Origin of the sequence: Caballeronia sp. LjRoot34 (genome assembly GCF_964253815.1) — a bacterium.
Taxonomy (GTDB): domain Bacteria; phylum Pseudomonadota; class Gammaproteobacteria; order Burkholderiales; family Burkholderiaceae; genus Caballeronia.
Window position 1 is genome coordinate 2000222 of sequence record NZ_CAXUSB020000003.1, and the last position, 18101, is coordinate 2018322.

Genomic DNA, 18101 nt, shown 5'->3' on the forward strand with positions numbered 1-18101 from the left:
GATAAAAAAATGGTGATTCAGTGTGCGGATTGCATCGGCTACACTCGAAACGCATTCTTGCAGGCGGCCCGCGCCCCGCCGGGGCAGGCGTGACTAAATAAAATATTCAGTAAAATATTCAGGAGACGAAATGCCGTTAATCCACGCGCGTCCGCTTTGGGCGGTGAGTTCATGTTGAACGTTTCCCAACTCGTACAGGAACAGAAAGTCGGGCGTTTTGTGATTGCGCTACTGGCGTGGTGCTTTCTGATCGTACTGCTGGACGGATACGACCAGATCGCGATTGCGTTTGCAGCACCCGCTATTGCCCAGGCGTGGCATGTCAAGGCAAGCAGCTTCGCGCAGGTATTCGGCGCGGGACTGTTCGGCGTGCTGATCGGCTCGTTGTTGTTGGGATTCGTTGGCGACCGGTCGGGCCGCAAGCGGGCCATTATCTACGGTTCCATATGCTTTGGGATACTAACCATGGCATGTGCGTGGACTCAATCGATCGATCAGCTTATCGTATTGCGGTTTCTCGCCGGTATCGGGATGGGTGGCGTCGTGCCGAACACGGTCGCGCTGGTGGCCGAATACGCACCGAAGCAGCGTCGTGCCACCTGGGTGACATTGATGTTCTCGGGATTTTCAGTCGGAGCGGGAGGAGGGGGCGCCGTCTCATCGTGGCTGTTGCCTCATTTCGGGTGGAGCGTCATTTTTTTGTTCGGCGGCGCGGCCGCGGTACTGGTCGCGCTGGCGTCGATCTTCGCGCTGCCCGAGTCGATTCGGTTTCTGGTGCTCAATCAGCGAGACCCGGCGCTGATCAAGCGGCTCGTGCGCCGCATGGACCCGAATCTCGACGTGTCGAAGGTCACAACCTTCGTCCTGGACGATGAACCTGTGGCGCGTGCCGGACCGCGCGCTCTGTTCGGCGGACCGCTGCGTTATGTGACGCCGCTGCTGTGGGTGGTTTTCATCCTTAACTCGCTGGCGTTGCATTTCCTGCAGAACTGGCTGCCGCTGATTTTCGGTATTGCGGGAATTGCACCTCAGCAGGCGGCTATCGTCGCGATGATGTTTCCGGTGGGCGGGACCATTGGCGCGCTCGTCCTAAGCCGTTTTGTCGACCGACACGGCATGGCGGCTATCGTGGCGCTGGCCGCGCTAGGTTGCCCGATCGCTGCATCGCTCGGGCACTCCATGCCGCAACCGTTGTTGATGGCTGCCGTGTTCATGAGCGGCGTGTGTGTGATCGGCACTCAATTCGGTCTGTATGCGCTCTCGGGCATCATCTATCCGACTTCGCTGCGTTCGGCCGGGGTAGGAACGGCGATAGGCATTGGCAAGCTGGGCTCCGTCGCGGGCTCAATGCTCGGTGGCGTGCTGCTCGCGATGCATCTGCCTATCGACCGGCTGTTCATTAACGTGTCGATCGTGTTCGTATTCATCGCGGGATTTTCAGTGATACTTGGCTGGTCGCACCGGGTCAGCAAGGACTTGGCCGCCGCAGCCATACATCCTTCCATATGATGACGCGGAACCAGGGCGGCCGGCGCCTTAAGGCCCAGCGGGTGTCCTGATCGACTCGGCGGCATGGAAGCGCGCGTGGCGTTTTTCGCGAGGCCGCAATAGCGCACCTTGCTGAAACGCCATGGCCGCTTGAGCACCGCAAAGACGTGCTCGACCCGGGCACGTAGCTTCGGCTTGTCGTGGTTCTTCGTGCGGTTCTTCGTGCATTGGCGTCATCGACTTCACCACGGCGTTTGCGCACACGCCAGTGAGTAAAATCCTTCGCTTTCGAGACCTTGCCGGGCGCACCGATGATGGTGGCAGCCCCAATGATGCTATGCCGGGTGATGCTGACCGGCAGGCCTCCCCAAACCCGCGAATGCCGTGGCGCCCGGCTCTCATTGGTATTGCCTGTTAAATCAGGAACAAACCTATGCGATTTGGCGGCGGGGACCATTTGCACAGTCGTCCGAACCCAATACGAATGCAGCCATTAATTTGATAGACAATCTGCTTAATAAATAATTAAATATAGCTTACTGACATTTGCGTCAGTTTCGAGACATTAATAGCTGGCCGATATCTGCTGATAAAAAGAGCAAAAAAAAGCGCGACTAAAAAGTCGCGCTATCAAGAGTACATGCCTGCTCTCGGAAAGCAGCGAATTGATTTTAGCCTCCCAATATCGATTCGCAGTCGCCATTTTCAACAATCAGTTATTTCTGTTTCATCAAGAATTGATTTTGTAATTATTTTGTAGTGCTTTTAACGCAACGGTTATTGTCGCAGATGTACAACATATAAAGATTGACTCTCACTCGAAAGTCCGATTTCTGGCAAAGCAGCCTTGATGGCAAAGGGTTTGACGCATTTAGTCCACTATTTATAATATAGAAATTGATTATTGCGCCGTTCTGAAACTTAATGGGACAACAGCATCTTTTACACTGTGCTCGCTTCTCACACGTGTATCTGGTTGTTGATACCTGAATCATTCGCAAGTGCCTCTCGCGGCACGGCGAACTGAAAGGATCCTTAAAGCTTGGGCCGAGAGGCCCGAATTGCTCGGAGTTACTGAAATGAAAAAGACCCTCATGGTCGCGGCCCTGACAGGCATATTCGCAACCGCCGCTCACGCCCAAAGCAGCGTAACGCTATATGGCTTGCTCGACGCGGGGCTGACATACACGAATAACCAGGGCGGCGCGCACAATTTCAAGGAATCGAGCGGCTCCATCAACGGCAGCCGGTGGGGCTTGCGTGGTTCTGAAGACCTCGGTGGTGGCCTGAAGGCAATCTTCACGTTGGAAGACGGCTTCAACATCGCGAACGGTACGCTGGGTCAAAACAGCCGCATGTTCGGCCGCCAGGCGTACGTCGGTTTGTCGAGTAACCAATACGGCACGGTCACGTTGGGCCGTCAGTATGACTCCGTGGTTGACTATCTCGGCCCGTTGGCTCTGACCGGCACGCAATACGGTGGTACGCAGTTCGCCCACCCGTTCGACAACGATAACCTCGACAACTCGTTCCGTATCGACAACTCGATCAAGTACCAAAGCATGAACTACGCAGGCTTCAAGTTCAGCGGCTTGTATGGCTTTTCGAACGACGCAGGCGGCTTCTCGAACAATCGTGCCTACAGCTTTGGCGCATCGTATAACTATGGCCCGTTGAACGTTGCCGCCGGTTACATGCAGATCAACAACAGCTTGACGGGCAACGTGCTGTCCAACCCGACGAATGGTGCTTTGGGCGGCGATTCGGCCTTCATAGCAGGGCTGCAACGCACGTTCGGCGCTGGCCTGAATTACGCGTTTGGTCCCGCGACGGTCGGCTTCGTGTTCACGCAAACGAAGCTGCAAGATGCGTCCTCGATCACCTCGCAACAGACCGGCGGCAGCGCCAACACCCAGATCGGCAACTATGCACGCTTCAACAACTATGAGTTGAACGCCCGTTACAACCTGACCCCGGCGTTGGTTCTGGCTGGTGAAGATACGTGGACGGACGCGGTCATCGATGGTCAGAAGCCGTCGTTCAATTCGCTCGGCCTGGGGACGTACTACTATTTGTCCAAGCGTACGGACGTCTACCTGCAAGGCGAATATGTCCACGCAATCGATCTGGGCGGCGTAGCGGGTATCGGCGCACCGATCAACGGTGTCGGCATGTCATCGACTCCGAATCAGCTCTCGGCAACGATCGGCATTCAACACCGCTTCTAAGAGCGGTGCTTCCAGGCGGCGGCTCGAGCTTTAAAAAAGTCGTACTGTTGTAGAAGGCGCCGCCTGGTGACTCATGCTGTTCGTTGGGGCTACGTGAACGTCGCGTAGAGGGTTGTCCAGGCACATACCTGCTGTGGGTGGCCTGGATTTCGTTGTGCGTCACGCTTTCATACAGGGCCGGTCGTCGCCAGACGATCGGCCCTGCGTGACTACACGGGAAAAGCAAGAGCATCTACAGGTCCACGACCTGCCATGCATTGATCGACCTGCTGTGCGATCCGATACGTTCGAGGCGTCCCCGAACGAGACCTCCCGAATCGTGGTGACACGTGCTGCTGCATCAATGGTGTGGCCGAGAAGCAGTCCAGACGCATCACTAAGGTACTGGGCGGAAAACCGCTGCCCGTGGTGACTTGCCAGCGCGACAAGAGCCTGAAATAACCCCATCAGATTGCGTACTCATGCTGCGCAACACGGCCAGACACCCTGGTTGACGGTGTCCAATTCTTTTGGCGTTATCACCGCCACCGCCACGACCAGTTCGGCCAACTCTCAACCTACGAAGTTCTCCGTATTCCGCGATGCCCCCTTCATTGCCAGAAGAGTGGGGACCGTGGTCTTAATCCATTTCTTTCATTATGCTGTCACTAAATTACAAAACAATGTGAATCCCATTTGCCAAGCTTGGAATTCAGATGTCACAGAAACGCCGCCAGTCTTTTCAAACGCCTGCACTGGCGCTCACCTGCATCGGCGCGGCGTTGCTGCTCGCCGGTTGCGGCGGCTCGAACGATTCGTCCGACCCCGCACAACCCGCCACGCCGAATACGCCAGCTCCCAACAACCCGGGTGCCGCGACCACGACCGGCGTTGTTATCGGAAGCTATTTCACCAACGCCGTGGTGTGTCTCGACACCAATGCCAACGGCCGTTGTGATCCGAACGAACCTGTTGCACGCTCCAACAATCAAGGCAAGTTCAGCCTGACTGGAACCGGGGCGGCGGTTATCGCGGAAATTGGCCTGGATGCCGCTGAGTTCGATCCCGATACACGCGTATCGAAGCCGGTTGCCAGCAAGGTCGTGTTGCGCGCGCCGAAAGAAGCACCGTCGGTTGTCAGCTTCCATTCGACCTCCGTCGTGCAAGAGATGGAAGCCGGCAATGTACCGTTTGACGATGCCGTGCAGAAGGTCGCTATTTCCGTAGGCGTCGAAAAGTCAAAGCTGCTCGGCGACTTCCACGAAGAAACGAACGTGGCGGTGAAGGCCGTGCTGAAGGACGCTTCGGAAGAAGGTTTGCAGCGCATTCGTACCGCGATTGCTGCCTCGGGCGAGAACGCCGATATCCGCACCGTGCTTGCGGGCGCGGCGCTGACGGATCGCTTCTATCAGACGAAGGCGCCGTATCGCGCGCAACAGGACGTGAGCACCTACGAGGCGGCTCCTGGCGGCTATTCACCCGTGTATACGCAGATGGTGGCTCGCCACGGCTCGCGCGGCCTGTCGAGCCTCAAGTACGATCTGGCCGTCTACAACATGTGGAAGAAAGCGCAGGACGAAGGCGCTCTGACGGCGCTTGGTGCAAAGCTTGGCCCCGATGTCCTGAAGATCATGAAGGCCAACGTGCTGCTGGGCTACGGGGTAAGCGGCATTTCGACGCCGGGTTATGGCAATGAGACACAAGTTGGCATTACTGAACATACGCAGCTCGCGACGCGCATGTTGCAACGCTTGCCAGCTTACTGGAAACAAGTGAGCGACACCGCGAACGTCACGCCGCGCCAGATCGTAACGGTAACGTCGGGCGTGGATCGCGCAGTGGACAGCGGCAATTTCTTCATCCAATCGCTCAAGCGTTCGCAGCCCTCCCTGACGAGCCTCGTGACCTATCCGGCCGCGCCCGCGCCTTATCCGGACAACGGCACGGCGGTGAGTCAACCCGCGGGCACCAACCGCTTCCTGCTGTATTTCCATAAGCTCGACAAGAAAGTGGATCTGGTCACGAAGCCCGCCGATCCGTTGTATTCGACGTATATCGACAGCCTGGCTTATCAGGACTTCAAGAAGGACACCGATCTGATCGCCAAGCAAAGCGGCTTGACGCTGACACCTGAAGCAAGCAGCGCCGGACGCGTGTTGCTTGAGCGCCTGTTCACACCCGCTTTCGTCGACAAGATTGCGAACGGCACCTATAGCTTTGCCAATACCGGCACGGTCACGTTCACGAGCGACGACGGGAAGTTCTCGCCGGTGCTCAATGGCGACGGCGGCACGACGATAAAGTCCCTCGGCGATGTCGGCTCGCTGCTCTATGAGTTGTACGTGATTTCACCTGCCATGAAGAGCGAAGCAGGCGTGGACTTCACGGCCTACATGCCGGTGGCGCAAGCGAAATACTTTGCATCGACTAACGATGCATCGGACTTCTACGACAAGGGACCGGGCATGGCCGAGAAGGGCGATGTCACGCACCGGATGGCGCAGATTCTCGTTGACGACCTGTTCAACGAAGTCGACGCCATTGCTGCCGGCGATCGTTCGCACGCGGCCAAGCTGCGCTTCGCGCATGCGGAAATCGTGATGCCTCTGGCAGTTCATATGGGGTTGAAAGGCGTGTCGCAACCGTTGCCGAAGTCGGAGACGTTTAACTACACGAACAGCACATGGCGCGGCGAGTATGTGTCGCCGATGGCCGCCAACATGCAGTGGGACGTGTATGCCGATGCAGGCGGCAAGCTGCTGGTGAAGATGCTCTACAACGAAAAGGAAACCGACTTCAAGGGCGAGTGTGATAGCGCGAAGGCGAAGGGAACGGCCCATTTCTACGAGTATTCCGCGCTTAAAGCCTGCTATGGCCACGTAGCGAAGATGTAGTAAAGCGAGCGAGCCGCCCAACCCAGTTCGGAACAGGGCGGCTCGTGCCATTACCGGCGCGATCCAACATGTCAACGCGCGGTCCGGCGTTCCCGGGACATCTCAGTACTCAACTACCGCTCAATCGATGAATAATCAAGGCCATCGCATCGGCTACCGAACATTGGGTGGTATCGATGCGAACGTCCGGGGTCATCGGTTCCTCGTAGGGGGAATCGATACCCGTAAAATTCTTGATCGCCCCCTGTCTTGCAAGCTTATAAAGCCCTTTAGGATCGCGGCTTTCCGCGACCGCGATGGGCGCATGCACGTGCACTTCCACGAACCGGTGAGGTCCGGCAACGACGCGTGCCAGTTGCCGGTCGGCGGCAAAGGGTGAGACGGCACAGACCAGCACCAGCAGGCCGGCGTCAGCCATCAGTCGACTCACTTCGCTCAGCCGCCTGATGTTTTCATGCCGATGCTCGTCGGAGAATCCGAGATCTCGACATAGCCCGGTGCGCACGGTGTCGCCGTCCAATAGAAAACTGTGTTTGCCGTCGTTATGAAGCGCTACTTCCAGAGCGCCAGCGAGGGTGGACTTTCCGGCCGCGGGCAAACCTGTAAACCAAACGATGCCGGGCGTCTGTTGAAGCAACTCGGCGCGATCCTTCGCGCCGACTGCAAAAGCATGGGGGTGAACGTGAGGCGGCTTATCGGCTGACAGGTCCATTTAACCTCCACGCAGGTTTATGCCGTTATGCATGACATGCATTCAGTAGCGCCACTGTTCTGATAGATCGAGGGCAAGCGCGAGCTTCTCTTTAATGACCTCCGTGACGTCGGTCGCCGATCCCATGGAACCCTTCTGCGACGCCACGAAGTTCAATGCGGAGGCGTGAATGGGCCGAATCATGCGTCCGTCAATTCCCTTCATTCGCACGGCATTGCGCCTCGTCTCCGCGACGAGATCTCGCGCACCGTTAAAGCCTGGCGTTATATCGACCTGCGTTCGAACTTGCGTCCGCAATGCCGAGGCGTATTCGGGAAACTGCCCGAGCCTGTCGAGGTCGACCAGCAGATCCGCGTCGCCGACCGAGCGCAACGCGCAGAGAATCCACAGCGCCAAAAATGCCCGATAGGCGTTGTCGCCCTCGACATTACGCACATATTGCTCGCAGGCTGCAGCATATTCATCGATCGAGGTAACAGGAGCAGGCGGCAAGCGAACGCCGCACACCTCAATGACCTGCTTGACGATGGGCTCGGCCTGATTGAGGCCCAACACGCGGAACGGAGCAGCAACGAAGAATGGGTTGCTCCATTGTTGGTGGAGCAACCATCCGGAGGCGAACTGCGATGCGGGATTTCGCAAGACGACCGCATGCATTACCTCGGGGAACGCGCTCTTGAACCATGGCAAGCGGCCGAGCGAACGGCAAAATTTGAAGACCGGTGTTTTACCCTGATTCGTCGTCTGGTCACAGAGGTTTTGCAAGTACGCCTGCAATGCCGGAAAGCCAGCATCCGGCACAGGCCCGAAGCGATCCGTACTAAAGCTCTTCCGATACCCGGCCACACCATGCGAGTTGTCCTGGATGAACGGTCGATATTCGGTGAAGTAGGGCGCCGTGAGCGTCGGGTGACCCGAGGTCCAGGTCGGCTCAAGGGCGGGGATATCGGCCGCTCTCAGATCGCCGAGTATGGGATGAAGCGGCTCATAGAACGCCGTCACGGTCTGCAACGCCCGAAAGCGGGACCACACCCACGTTCCCGCGCTTCTCCAGCCGGTGTGCAGGAAAATGCCGCGCGACAGTCCTTTCTCCTGCAGGACGGCATCCTGGCCGGCGGGATCTACAGAAGTGTGTCGGTTGTCATCGGCGGTGCGTGGGGCACTTCCAGATTGCTGCGTCATCGGCTTTCTCTAAAGTCCAGAGGGAAGGTTGGTTTATGTCTGCAGCGTCGGCATCGCCCATTGCCTCAGTTCGCGTGTGTGCGCAATCTACAAGCTGCCATTCGGGCCGCTGTTATAGACGACATGCGAGCGAGGATATCGGGAAACAGCCGATTGGGCCGCAGGTAGTGTAGTTCCGCCCGTCGGGGTCCGAGTTGCCGCGAAACCCCCAACGGTTACGATCAGTTACCCGCGTAGCTGCGTGAGAGGGTGCCGGTTTCCCTTGGTACCAAGGGAAATAACAAAGGTATCCGGCGCTATTCGTAGCAACGATATTTTAAACCCTCGGCAGGAATGCGTCGGCGATAGCGCCCATAACGGCGCGAAGGCGAAACGTCGCGCCAAGGCAGGCTGTGCTCGCACGTGATGACATCGCCGGAAACCTCGATAAGCCAACCGATGCATTCGAAGCCCCCCAAATTCAGATCCTCGGGCAAAGCGCTCGGCTGACACCGCATGCCGGCGGCTGAAAAACACCGGGCGACGTTCTTCCTCCTCTTCCTCCAATAGAAACATCGGTCGATCGCGGTCGAGCGTCGGGCTTGCGTTCAGACGCTCGTTCCTGAAAATTTTTGCCTTGTTTACGCAATAGCCCGGAATAAACACGACGCGACATTCGTTAAGCCATGCATTCCGTAATGCTAATGCGAATGATTGCCATTGTTATATCTATAAACAGGGCAGTGAACGATCCACGATCAATCGATGGCCGTAATTAAAATAGAGGAGAAGTGTAAACATTATGAAAATACATCAGAGGTACTTGAGAACCGGATTTCTTCTTCTGGCTGGCGCTGCACAAATCGACCGTGCCGTTGCCCAGCAGGTTCAAGACGGACCTCAACCGGCAAGCCTGCCGCCCATTCAGGTTCACGGTACTGCGCTGTCCAGCTACAGTCCTTTCAGCGGCGACGACAGCGTCAATGACCCTAAGCAGGTCAGCGCCGCCAGCAAGACCGGCACAAAACTGGAGGACCTGCCGTCCAACGCCCAGGTCATTCCGCGCGCGGTGCTTTCCGAACAGGGCGCGACCATGCTGCGGGAAGGCGTGAGCAACGCGAGCGGCGTCAATGTAGGCGGCCAGGATACGAAGGGCTATTACGATCACTTCCTGATCCGCGGCCTGAACGCCCAGATCTACAGCGATGGCTTTTCCGATGGCGATCTTCTGGGTGGCATCTCGCACTCGCTCAACGGCGTGCAGCGCATCGAAGTCCTGGAAGGGCCAGGGTCGGCACTCTTCGGCAGCGGGCCGCCTGGAGGCACGATCAACATCGTGCACTACACGCCTTCGCCGGAACTGCACTATGGCGCAAGCGTACAAGCCGGGTCGTTCGGAACCGTCACGAACAATGACTACATCACGGGCCCGACCGGCATCGCAGGTCTCAACTACCGGGTTGATGCCACCTTCTCCCATTCGGACGGTTTTCGCGACCTGAGTAGTCACGACTACGAGGTGAGACCTGCGCTGCAGTGGCAACTGGACAATCACACAATCGATTTCGCGCTGGACCTGCGCGAGATCCACGAAACACCGGACTCCTATGGATTGATCTATCTGAACGGCACGCCTATCAGCAATGTGTCGATCGACTCGAAATACTCCACGCCCTTTGCCTTCGCTCACGGAAGCTATGTGCGTCCCACGCTCTCGGATAAATGGCGGATCAACGACATCCTCACCATCAACAACCGCTTTTCGTACCTGCATCGCTCGCTCGACGTGCTGGGAAACGGCGACAGTACGAGCACGAAAGTGAGCGATGGCGAAGTGGTAGGGCGTCAACTGCGCCAGCAGGATGACTCGGACAACACCTTCGACTACCAGTTGGAGCCGGTCTGGCGCTTTGGAACCGGCAGTGTCGCTCACACTTTGCTGACCGGCTTCGAGTACCAGCATCAGACGATCGATACGAAGCGCTCGACCGCCGACCTTCCCAACATCGCCGACGCATTCGCGCCGGTCCCGCCGGAAACCTCCGTCGGCAACCTGACGTTTCTGTGCGACGCGAAGCATTCCTGCGACGACGATCACCTCGCCGCGAACTACTACAGCATTTATGCTACTGATCAGATCGACGTCACGGACAAGTTCAAGGTCCGCGCGGGGGTACGCAAGGATTGGTGGGACACGTCGCTGACGCCGCTCATCTCCGTGCCCGGGCGTTTCGGGACTGGAGGGCAGCCGCTTCTCGCCGGCGTCACGGATACCCGCGATGACGCCCCGGTGAGCTGGAATATTGGGGCCCTGTATAAGCTGCTGCCGTGGATGTCTCCCTACGTCGGCGTATCGAAAAGCCATCTTGCCAACTTCAATTCCGAAAATACACAGAACGGCATTGGCGCGCCCGAGTCCGCGCTGCAGTATGAGGCGGGCATCAAGTTCGCGTTCCTCGACGATCGCCTGGTTTTGAACACTGCGCTCTTCGACGTTTCACGGGACAACGTCGCAACGCTCACCACCATCAACGACGTGGAATCCGTGGTATTCGACAGCCAGAAGACGAAGGGCGCCGAGGCGTCGCTGGACGCCGCAATCACCGACCGCTGGCACCTGTCGGCAAACGTGACGGCCCAACACGCGGTCATTACCGACAATCCCCAGGGCATCACTTCAGTGGGAAATCATCCACAGGGCGTTCCGGCGTATATGGCAAATATATGGACTACGTATGACTTTTCAATCGCCGGTATCCCGGGGTTCCATGTGGGCGCAGGGTTGAACTATCTGGGCAAGAGTTACAGCGATATCACCAACGTCAATTCGATTCCGTCCTACGTGATTGCGAATGCTGCTTTCGGCTTTGAGGCACGGCATTGGGGTGTGGACCTCAATGTGCACAACATCACTGACCGAAGATATTTCATTGCCGCTAACGCTGCAGGCGCGTATGTCGGTCAACCGCTGAGTGCCTTTGTCACCCTCCATTCCGATTTCTAGGATGAGGCTCAGCCGCATTGGAGATCAAGCGATGCATTTGCAATGCCCAAAGCAAGAGCCGTTCGGGTGTCGCGATCTTCTTCATCGTTAATCGACGAATTTTGGCGACCCGAATGTTACCGCGACATCGCCAATGCGACAAAGCCATGTTTTTTGAGCATCTCGCACCGGCAGAGAAAATAGTTCGGATTACCTATCATATAGGGAAAAATGTATTAATTGAAATAGTCCATCCGCCCCTGAATCTCTCGACCGCAGTCCATAATTTACCTAACAAAATGAAATAATAGTTATGTATATGTAATATATTAGTAATAATTAAACCCTAAAGTCGCGGCTCCATTCATTGATATAAAGCATTCGGAGCCGTAGAGTCGATGAGCAAGAAACCCGCATCAACGTCAGTTGTCTCCGCTGAAAACATCATTCCCGACGTTCGCGACATAGCCAATCAAAGCCGCCGGTCGTTCGTCAGGATGAGCGTTCTCCTTCCTACACTTGGCGCAACGTCGATCCTCGCAGCATGCGGCGGCAGCAGCGATTCTGCTTCGGTCACGCCGGTCGCGAATACACCCGCTCCGACGCCGCCAGTAGCGCCCAAACCGGTATCGAGCTTCGGTCTCGCAGTGCTTCCGGACACACAGTTCTACTCGCGTTATGCCACCGCCGAAACCGGCAATCAGTTCAAGAAGCTCTACGGCAGCGAGCCGTTCATGGCGCAGACTCAATGGCTCGCGGATAACGCGAAGGCGCTGAAGATTCCGTTTGTGATCCACGTTGGCGATATCGTCGATCAGGTTGACAAGCCGCAGCAATGGGCAATCGCGGATACCGCAATGAAGGTGCTCGAAAAAAGCCGCTTGCCGTATTCGGTGATAGCGGGCAATCACGACGTGCGTGACGACATCGGCTATGAAGAGAGCGCGGGCAACGGAGCGGGCACCGATGCCACCCGTGACCTCGCGGACGAGCCGTACCTGAAGTGGTTCGACACGAAGCGCGCCAAGCAGCAGGCAACGTTCGGCGGACGCGATCCGAGCGGCTTCCATGAGTACCATATTTTCGAAGCTGAAGGTCAGCGCTTCCTGGTGCTGGGCTTGTCATGGCGCGTATCGGACAACGGCATTGCATGGGCGCGCGACGTACTTCAGTCCCACCCGACGCTGCCTGCGATTCTCGTCAATCACCAGTTGATCGCGATAGCAAACGACGCCGTGAGCCCGCAGGAAGTCGACTACGGGCTGATGCTGTGGGAGAAGCTGATCAAGAGCAACGACCAGATTTTCATGACGGTGAACGGTCACCATCACGGCTCCGCGCACCTCACGAAGATCAACGAATTCGGCAACCCGGTTGAAGAAATGGTGGTCGATTATCAGATGGCTTATCAAGGCGGCAACGGCTTGATGCGCTATTACGAATTCGACTTCACGAACAACGAAATCAAGGCGCTGTCGTTCTCGCCGTGGGTTCGTCAGAAGCCCGCCGAAACGCTAAACAGCTTCGATCAGGCCATGCTGACCGAAGCGAACCATCAGTTCACGATCAAGGTTGATTTCGCCAAGCGCTTCTCCAGTTTCGCGCCGAAGTTCAAGACCGCAGAGGCCACGAATACGTCGCTGACGGCTATTGCGACCTCGCTGATCATGGACGGCTTCAAGGGCATTCCGGTCGCGCCGGAAGTTCCCGCAAAGAACGCGGAAGATTATCCGAAGGTCGCGGAAACGCTGGCGCACTGGCGCTTCTTTGGTGGCACGGTGGGCTCCGCTGTCGCCGACGGCACAGTGATCAACGACGCCTCCGGCCGCAACAATGCCCTCAAGCGCGGGGCGTTGATTGGGAACGGCAGCGCGGGTCAACTTGCCGACATGAAGTGGTCGGACGATCGCCATCGCTTGTCGTCGGCTCCGGGCAGCGTGCAGTTTCTGAACACGGATGGTGCTCGTTTCAGCTACTTCATGACGGACGTTGCCGCAGCCATCAACAAGGAGACGTTCAGGGACGGCTATACGGTCGAGATGTTCATCAAGCTCGACAAGTCGTGGACGGCAGCCAGGAACCAGTGGATGAACATCATGACGCGCGGTGGGCGCCGTGGAGATTTTCCGGCATGGGAAGGTGGCTGGGAAGTATCGCCGCCGGTTCAGTGCGCCATTTCGAACCTGAAGGAAGTGCAATGGGAAATCACGACGACGGAGAAGGGCGACGGCGCGGGGCCCATGTTCGCGAGCACGAACTGGTCCGGCGAAATCCTGCTGGACGCGTGGATGCACGTGGCTATCGTCAATGATCCGGCCGCAAAACAAACGACTATGTATATTGAGGGCGCGCCGGTACTGCGCAACGCGGTGGACGCGGTCGGCCTTGCGACATTCGACTTGCCGTGGGCCGTGGGCGCGGGCTTGGGGAACGACGGTAACCTGAGCGGCGGTTTCCTCGGCGCCATGGGCGAAATCCGCATTACACCGAAGCCGCTCCCGCCGGCGAAGTGGCTGACTGCTCGCGCTTGATAACGCGGTCGTAGTTACGTAGCTATTGCGGGACGGGTTGGGACCGTGTCCCAACCCGTCATCTTTCATTGTGCTGCCACCGAATTACGAGGCAATCCGAAGCTCACTTGTTGCACTTGGGGCGGTTTCAGGAAACAGAATTTAAACGGTTATTGCGGATAAGGGCTACGACGCTGGTGCTTTCGTGCAAACGAAAACAGCTCAAGGTATTTATCGCCTGAAGGCCAAGCTATTCACGTGTCCTGAAGCTCGATACCGGTTTCGGCACACCACCGGCGCAGCGCTCGTTCGGCAGCGTCAGCTTCAAATCCATACCACTCCTCAAGTACACCGCACGATTCGAGCAAATCCTTGAACCGCGAGTACGCGCCTTGCCGCTGGAAAAATCCGTAGACCTGCGTGTACCGGTCAGGCAATTGCTCTGCGACAAAGCGCAGCGCGAGATCACGTCCAAGCTCAAGATCGGTCTTGTGCGGTATGGCGACGTAACGGTCCGAGACTTCAAGATCATCGGGAACATCGTCGTCAAGCCCGTCGGTAACCTCGGATGTCCAATAGATTGCGCCCGTATCCAGGGATATATACGCGCTGTGCTCTGTCGGCGCGGCAGCGCCAATGAACTCGAACGCCAGGATTAGATCTTCGTACTTAACCGTCACCATAGCTGTGCTCCCAACTGTATCCGTCGAAGGCGGAGGTTTTGTCGCGATAAAGCCATCTTGATGAGCAGACCCGAAATGACAAAGGACTGCTCACATAATCATAGAATAAAACTGCTCGGCGGCGGAAGGATGGGTGCCAATCTCGGTTTTTATCTGCCCCTTCCTGATCATATGCATTACTTCGATACCGGACAGGATGATGTGGGCGCAACGAAGATCCTTGAAGCCCAACGTCGGTCGGGTGATGCGTTTGATGGCTCGATGGTCTTGCTCGACCACGTTATTCAGGTACTTGACTTGACGGATCGTGATTGGTGTCTCCCGCTCGGCATTGACCGCGTGCAGCGCGGCCAGATTAGAGCCGCTTTTGTCGATGGTTATCGTCTCGGGTACACCGTTCTGAGCGATCGATTTTTCAAAAAAGCGCCGTGCTGCCGCCTTGTCTCGCTTGGCTCTGAACAGGAAATCAATGGTTTTGCCCGCCTTGTCCACCGCCCGATAGAGGTACTTCCACTGGCCTTTGACTTCAGTATACGTTTCGTCCATCCGCCAGCTCTTGCCTACCGGCTGCTTGTACCTACGGGACATTGGGGCTCACTGGGGGCTCACTGCAACCGCAGCAAGTGGTGGACCCGCCCGATACCGTTTTCATTTGGGTATTGGGAGGGCGACGCTCAGGCGCAGCCGTTGCTACGGCGTTGCTATCGATAACCACGTTGACACGAACGCCACCAGGGAGCCAGCGATGAAAGCAGTCGTCTTTAAAGGAATTGGCGATATCTCACTCGATACCGTTTCCGACCCCACGTTGCAGCAGGATAACGATGCCATCGTACGACTCACGTCGAGCGCAATCTGCGGCACGGATTTGCATATGATTCGTGGCACGCTTGGCGGCATGGTGCCGGGTACGATCCTGGGTCATGAAGGTGTGGGCGTAGTGGAAGAGGTGGGCAAGGGCGTGCGCAATATCAGGCGAGGTGATCGCGTGCTCATTCCATCCACCATTTCGTGCGGCTTTTGTTCGTATTGCCGCTTCGGCTATACCGCCCAATGTGATGTAGCGAACCCGAACGGCCCGAGCGCCGGCACTGCGTTTTTCGGGGGTCCGAAATCGACTGGCCCCATCAACGGCTTGCAGGCGGAATACGCGCGCACGCCATTCGCCAATGCGAGCCTGATCAAGTTGCCCGACAGTATTGACGACGACCGCGCGATCCTGATGTCCGATATCTACCCGACCGGCTTCTTCGGCGCGCAACTCGCGGAGGTTTCGCTCGGGGATACGGTAGCCGTGTTCGGAGCCGGTCCGGTGGGACAGTTCGCCATTGCGAGCGCGTTTCAGATGGGTGCCGGGCGTGTGATCGCAGTGGACCGCCTTCAGGACAGACTCGACAGCGCGCGGTCGCTCGGCGCCGAGGTTATCAACTTCGACGCCGAGGATCCCGTCGAAGCGATCATGGCGCTGACAGGAGGCATTGGCGTAGATCGGGTGATCGATGCAGTCGGCGTCGATGCGCAACATCCGGACAGCGGCCCAGCCGCTTCGGCGGATGAGAAAGAACAGGCGGAGTCCGAGAGCCGCGAGATTACGTCGGAGCGGCACCAGGACGGCCCCAACTGGGTTCCCGGCAACGCCCCTGTCCAAGTGCTCAACTGGGCCGTGGCGGCCCTTGCAAAGGCCGGCACGCTGGGCGTAATCGGCGTATATCCACCCAACGATCGCTTTTTTCCGATGGGTGCGGCCATGAACAAGAATCTCGTGATCAAAATGGGTAATTGCAACCATCGCTCGATCATTCCGCAACTGGTGGAAAAGGTGCGCAACGGCTCGTTCGATCCGCTATCCGTACTGACGAACCGCGAGCCGATGATGAACGTGCTCGATGCGTATAAAGCGTTCGATGCCAGACAGCCGGGCTGGCTCAAGGTAAAGCTCGCGGTGGACGGTTAAGCGTCGCGTATGGGAAAGGAGACTGAAATGCAGATCCTCGAAAGTTCACGCGTGCGAACACCGTTTTCCGCCACAGTGATGCTCGCAGCGGTCCCCATCTTGCGAAAAATGTCGCGAAGTCGTTATCGAGTCGTGGAGATCACAGTCGAGACGTTTTTACTAAGCGGGAAGTATCCTCTTGCTCGAAGATGTACTGATGATCACCGCTACCTTGAAATTACGACGCGCGGGAAGGAGTGGCTCTCAGCAGCATTTCCTCTGGAAAGTACGAAGCGGAGATGACCAAATGGCGTAGCGGCGGATTAAATATCGCCGACGGAATGCATGCATCACGATGCTCGACAAGCGACGGGACGGCGCCCCCTTTCGCTGTGCCTGGACAGACTTCGTTCCTGGTCAGCGAACTCTGTGTTATGGCAAACGCCTGCCGCGGCCCTTTCTCGGGACCGCGGCGAGCCGCTCCAGGCTATGTCGTGCGCCCGTTGCCCGGTGGCCGGCGGCGCTCACACGGGCACAGCTAGACCCAGCCGCCCCGCCGCTTCTTGCGTAAAACGATGGAAATAACGCGCTGTGCGATTCAGGCCTTCGTCGAGTTCGGTTTCCGGTTTCCATCCTAGTGTGTCGATTGCAAACGTGATGTCCGGTTGCCGATGACAAGGGTCGTCCATCGGCAATGGCACGAAGACGATCTCCGACCGCGACCTCGTCAGCTCGATAATTCGCCGTGCGATATCCAGCATCGACAACTCATGCGGATTACCGAGGTTCATCGGACCCGTTATGCCTTCAGGACTGTTCATCAAGCTAATGAACGCGTCGATCATGTCGTCCACATAACAGAATGACCGTGTTTGCAAACCGTCGCCATAGATCGTGATCGGCTTGCCCTCAAGCGCCTGCATCATGAAGTTGGAGATCACCCGGCCATCGCATGGGTGCATCCGCGGGCCGTAGGTATTGAAGATCCGCGCGATCTTGATTGACAAGCCATGTTGTCGCCGGTAATCCACGAACAACGTCTCCGCGCAGCGCTTGCCTTCGTCGTAGCACGCCCGCGGCCCCAGTGGATTTACATGACCCCAGTAGTCCTCCTTTTGCGGGTGAACAAGGGCGTCGCCATAGACCTCGCTGGTCGAGGCCTGAAATATTCGCGCCTTGACGCGCTTGGCCAGACCGAGCATGTTGATCGCACCATGCACACTCGTTTTTGTGGTCTGAACCGGATCATGTTGATAGTGAATTGGCGAAGCAGGGCAGGCCAGATTATAGATTTCATCCACTTCAACATAGAGCGGGAAAGTCACGTCGTGACGCATGAGCTCGAAGTTCGCGCAGTCCAGCAAATGCGCGATGTTGTCTTTCGTGCCCGTGTAGAAGTTATCCACGCATAAGACGTCGTGCCCTTGCGCCACCAGGCGCTCGCACAGGTGCGACCCGAGAAAGCCGGCACCGCCGGTAACAAGAATGCGCTTGCGATGATGCTCTTTCATGATGGCTCTCCAGGTTTAA

General features: G+C 57.3%; 11 protein-coding genes and 2 pseudogenes. 7 read left to right on the forward strand and 6 right to left on the reverse strand.

The annotated features are described in order from the left end of the window. Window positions 1–171 precede the first annotated feature (171 nt). A complete protein-coding gene (locus tag ACSQ36_RS39865; protein WP_436186358.1) occupies window positions 172–1509 on the forward strand; it encodes an MFS transporter in 1338 nt (445 codons plus the stop codon). Window positions 1510–1580: 71 nt separating this feature from the next. Here ACSQ36_RS39865 and ACSQ36_RS39870 read toward each other — a convergent pair. Next, a pseudogene (locus ACSQ36_RS39870) lies at window positions 1581–1676 on the reverse strand (transposase); the annotation flags it as partial. Window positions 1677–2567: 891 nt separating this feature from the next. Between ACSQ36_RS39870 and ACSQ36_RS39875 the strand changes: the two are divergent. The 3 genes from ACSQ36_RS39875 (at window position 2568) to ACSQ36_RS39885 (ending at window position 6589) form a co-directional block, all read left to right on the forward strand. Then, the gene (locus ACSQ36_RS39875; RefSeq protein ID WP_436186359.1) at window positions 2568–3716 is read left to right on the forward strand and encodes a porin; all 1149 of its coding nucleotides are present in this window, start codon (window positions 2568–2570) and stop codon (window positions 3714–3716) included. A 276-nt stretch (window positions 3717–3992) separates the two neighbouring features. Next, the gene (locus ACSQ36_RS39880) at window positions 3993–4157 is read left to right on the forward strand and encodes a DUF4087 domain-containing protein (RefSeq protein ID WP_436186488.1); all 165 of its coding nucleotides are present in this window, start codon (window positions 3993–3995) and stop codon (window positions 4155–4157) included. A gap of 254 nt (window positions 4158–4411) precedes the next feature. After that, window positions 4412–6589 (forward strand): hypothetical protein, encoded by a 2178-nt coding sequence (locus tag ACSQ36_RS39885; RefSeq protein WP_436186360.1) that lies wholly within the window; start codon window positions 4412–4414, stop codon window positions 6587–6589. Window positions 6590–6698: 109 nt separating this feature from the next. Here the strand turns inward: ACSQ36_RS39885 and cysC are convergent, their stop codons facing one another. After that, entirely contained in the window at window positions 6699–7301 is a 603-nt protein-coding gene (gene cysC / locus ACSQ36_RS39890) for an adenylyl-sulfate kinase (RefSeq protein WP_436186361.1), read from the reverse strand. Between the two features lie 42 nt (window positions 7302–7343). Next, window positions 7344–8483, reverse strand: a complete 1140-nt coding sequence (locus tag ACSQ36_RS39895; RefSeq protein WP_436186362.1) for a hypothetical protein — start codon at window positions 8481–8483, stop codon at window positions 7344–7346. Between the two features lie 781 nt (window positions 8484–9264). Between ACSQ36_RS39895 and ACSQ36_RS39900 the strand changes: the two genes are divergently transcribed. Next, window positions 9265–11466, forward strand: coding sequence for a TonB-dependent receptor (locus ACSQ36_RS39900; RefSeq protein WP_436186363.1), 2202 nt, complete (start codon window positions 9265–9267; stop codon window positions 11464–11466). Between the two features lie 377 nt (window positions 11467–11843). Then, window positions 11844–13976, forward strand: a complete 2133-nt coding sequence (locus ACSQ36_RS39905) for a LamG-like jellyroll fold domain-containing protein (RefSeq protein WP_436186364.1) — start codon at window positions 11844–11846, stop codon at window positions 13974–13976. A gap of 233 nt (window positions 13977–14209) precedes the next feature. On the opposite strand, the gene ACSQ36_RS39910 is transcribed toward ACSQ36_RS39905, so the two are convergent. Both ACSQ36_RS39910 and ACSQ36_RS39915 read right to left on the reverse strand, forming a co-directional pair. Next, window positions 14210–14638 (reverse strand): hypothetical protein, encoded by a 429-nt coding sequence (locus ACSQ36_RS39910; protein ID WP_436186365.1) that lies wholly within the window; start codon window positions 14636–14638, stop codon window positions 14210–14212. 90 nt (window positions 14639–14728) lie between these two features. Continuing rightward, a pseudogene (locus ACSQ36_RS39915) lies at window positions 14729–15220 on the reverse strand (IS6 family transposase); the annotation flags it as partial. Between the two features lie 163 nt (window positions 15221–15383). On the opposite strand from ACSQ36_RS39915, the gene ACSQ36_RS39920 reads away from it, so the two are divergent. Further along, window positions 15384–16592, forward strand: a complete 1209-nt coding sequence (locus tag ACSQ36_RS39920; protein ID WP_436186366.1) for an alcohol dehydrogenase catalytic domain-containing protein — start codon at window positions 15384–15386, stop codon at window positions 16590–16592. 503 nt (window positions 16593–17095) lie between these two features. On the opposite strand, the gene ACSQ36_RS39925 is transcribed toward ACSQ36_RS39920, so the two are convergent. After that, window positions 17096–18082, reverse strand: coding sequence for a UDP-glucuronic acid decarboxylase family protein (locus ACSQ36_RS39925; RefSeq protein ID WP_436186367.1), 987 nt, complete (start codon window positions 18080–18082; stop codon window positions 17096–17098). Window positions 18083–18101 lie beyond the last annotated feature (19 nt).

What these genes read in the sequence shown, in the direction of transcription:
- ACSQ36_RS39885 (WP_436186360.1), top strand. Translation starts at nt 4,412, where the DNA reads ATGTCACAGAAACGCCGCCAGTCTTTTCAAACGCCTGCACTGGCGCTC.
- ACSQ36_RS39910 (WP_436186365.1), bottom strand. Translation starts at nt 14,638, where the DNA reads ATGGTGACGGTTAAGTACGAAGATCTAATCCTGGCGTTCGAGTTCATT.
- ACSQ36_RS39925 (WP_436186367.1), bottom strand. Translation starts at nt 18,082, where the DNA reads ATGAAAGAGCATCATCGCAAGCGCATTCTTGTTACCGGCGGTGCCGGC.
- ACSQ36_RS39865 (WP_436186358.1), top strand. Translation starts at nt 172, where the DNA reads ATGTTGAACGTTTCCCAACTCGTACAGGAACAGAAAGTCGGGCGTTTT.
- ACSQ36_RS39895 (WP_436186362.1), bottom strand. Translation starts at nt 8,483, where the DNA reads ATGACGCAGCAATCTGGAAGTGCCCCACGCACCGCCGATGACAACCGA.
- ACSQ36_RS39920 (WP_436186366.1), top strand. Translation starts at nt 15,384, where the DNA reads ATGAAAGCAGTCGTCTTTAAAGGAATTGGCGATATCTCACTCGATACC.
- cysC (WP_436186361.1), bottom strand. Translation starts at nt 7,301, where the DNA reads ATGGACCTGTCAGCCGATAAGCCGCCTCACGTTCACCCCCATGCTTTT.
- ACSQ36_RS39875 (WP_436186359.1), top strand. Translation starts at nt 2,568, where the DNA reads ATGAAAAAGACCCTCATGGTCGCGGCCCTGACAGGCATATTCGCAACC.
- ACSQ36_RS39905 (WP_436186364.1), top strand. Translation starts at nt 11,844, where the DNA reads ATGAGCAAGAAACCCGCATCAACGTCAGTTGTCTCCGCTGAAAACATC.
- ACSQ36_RS39900 (WP_436186363.1), top strand. Translation starts at nt 9,265, where the DNA reads ATGAAAATACATCAGAGGTACTTGAGAACCGGATTTCTTCTTCTGGCT.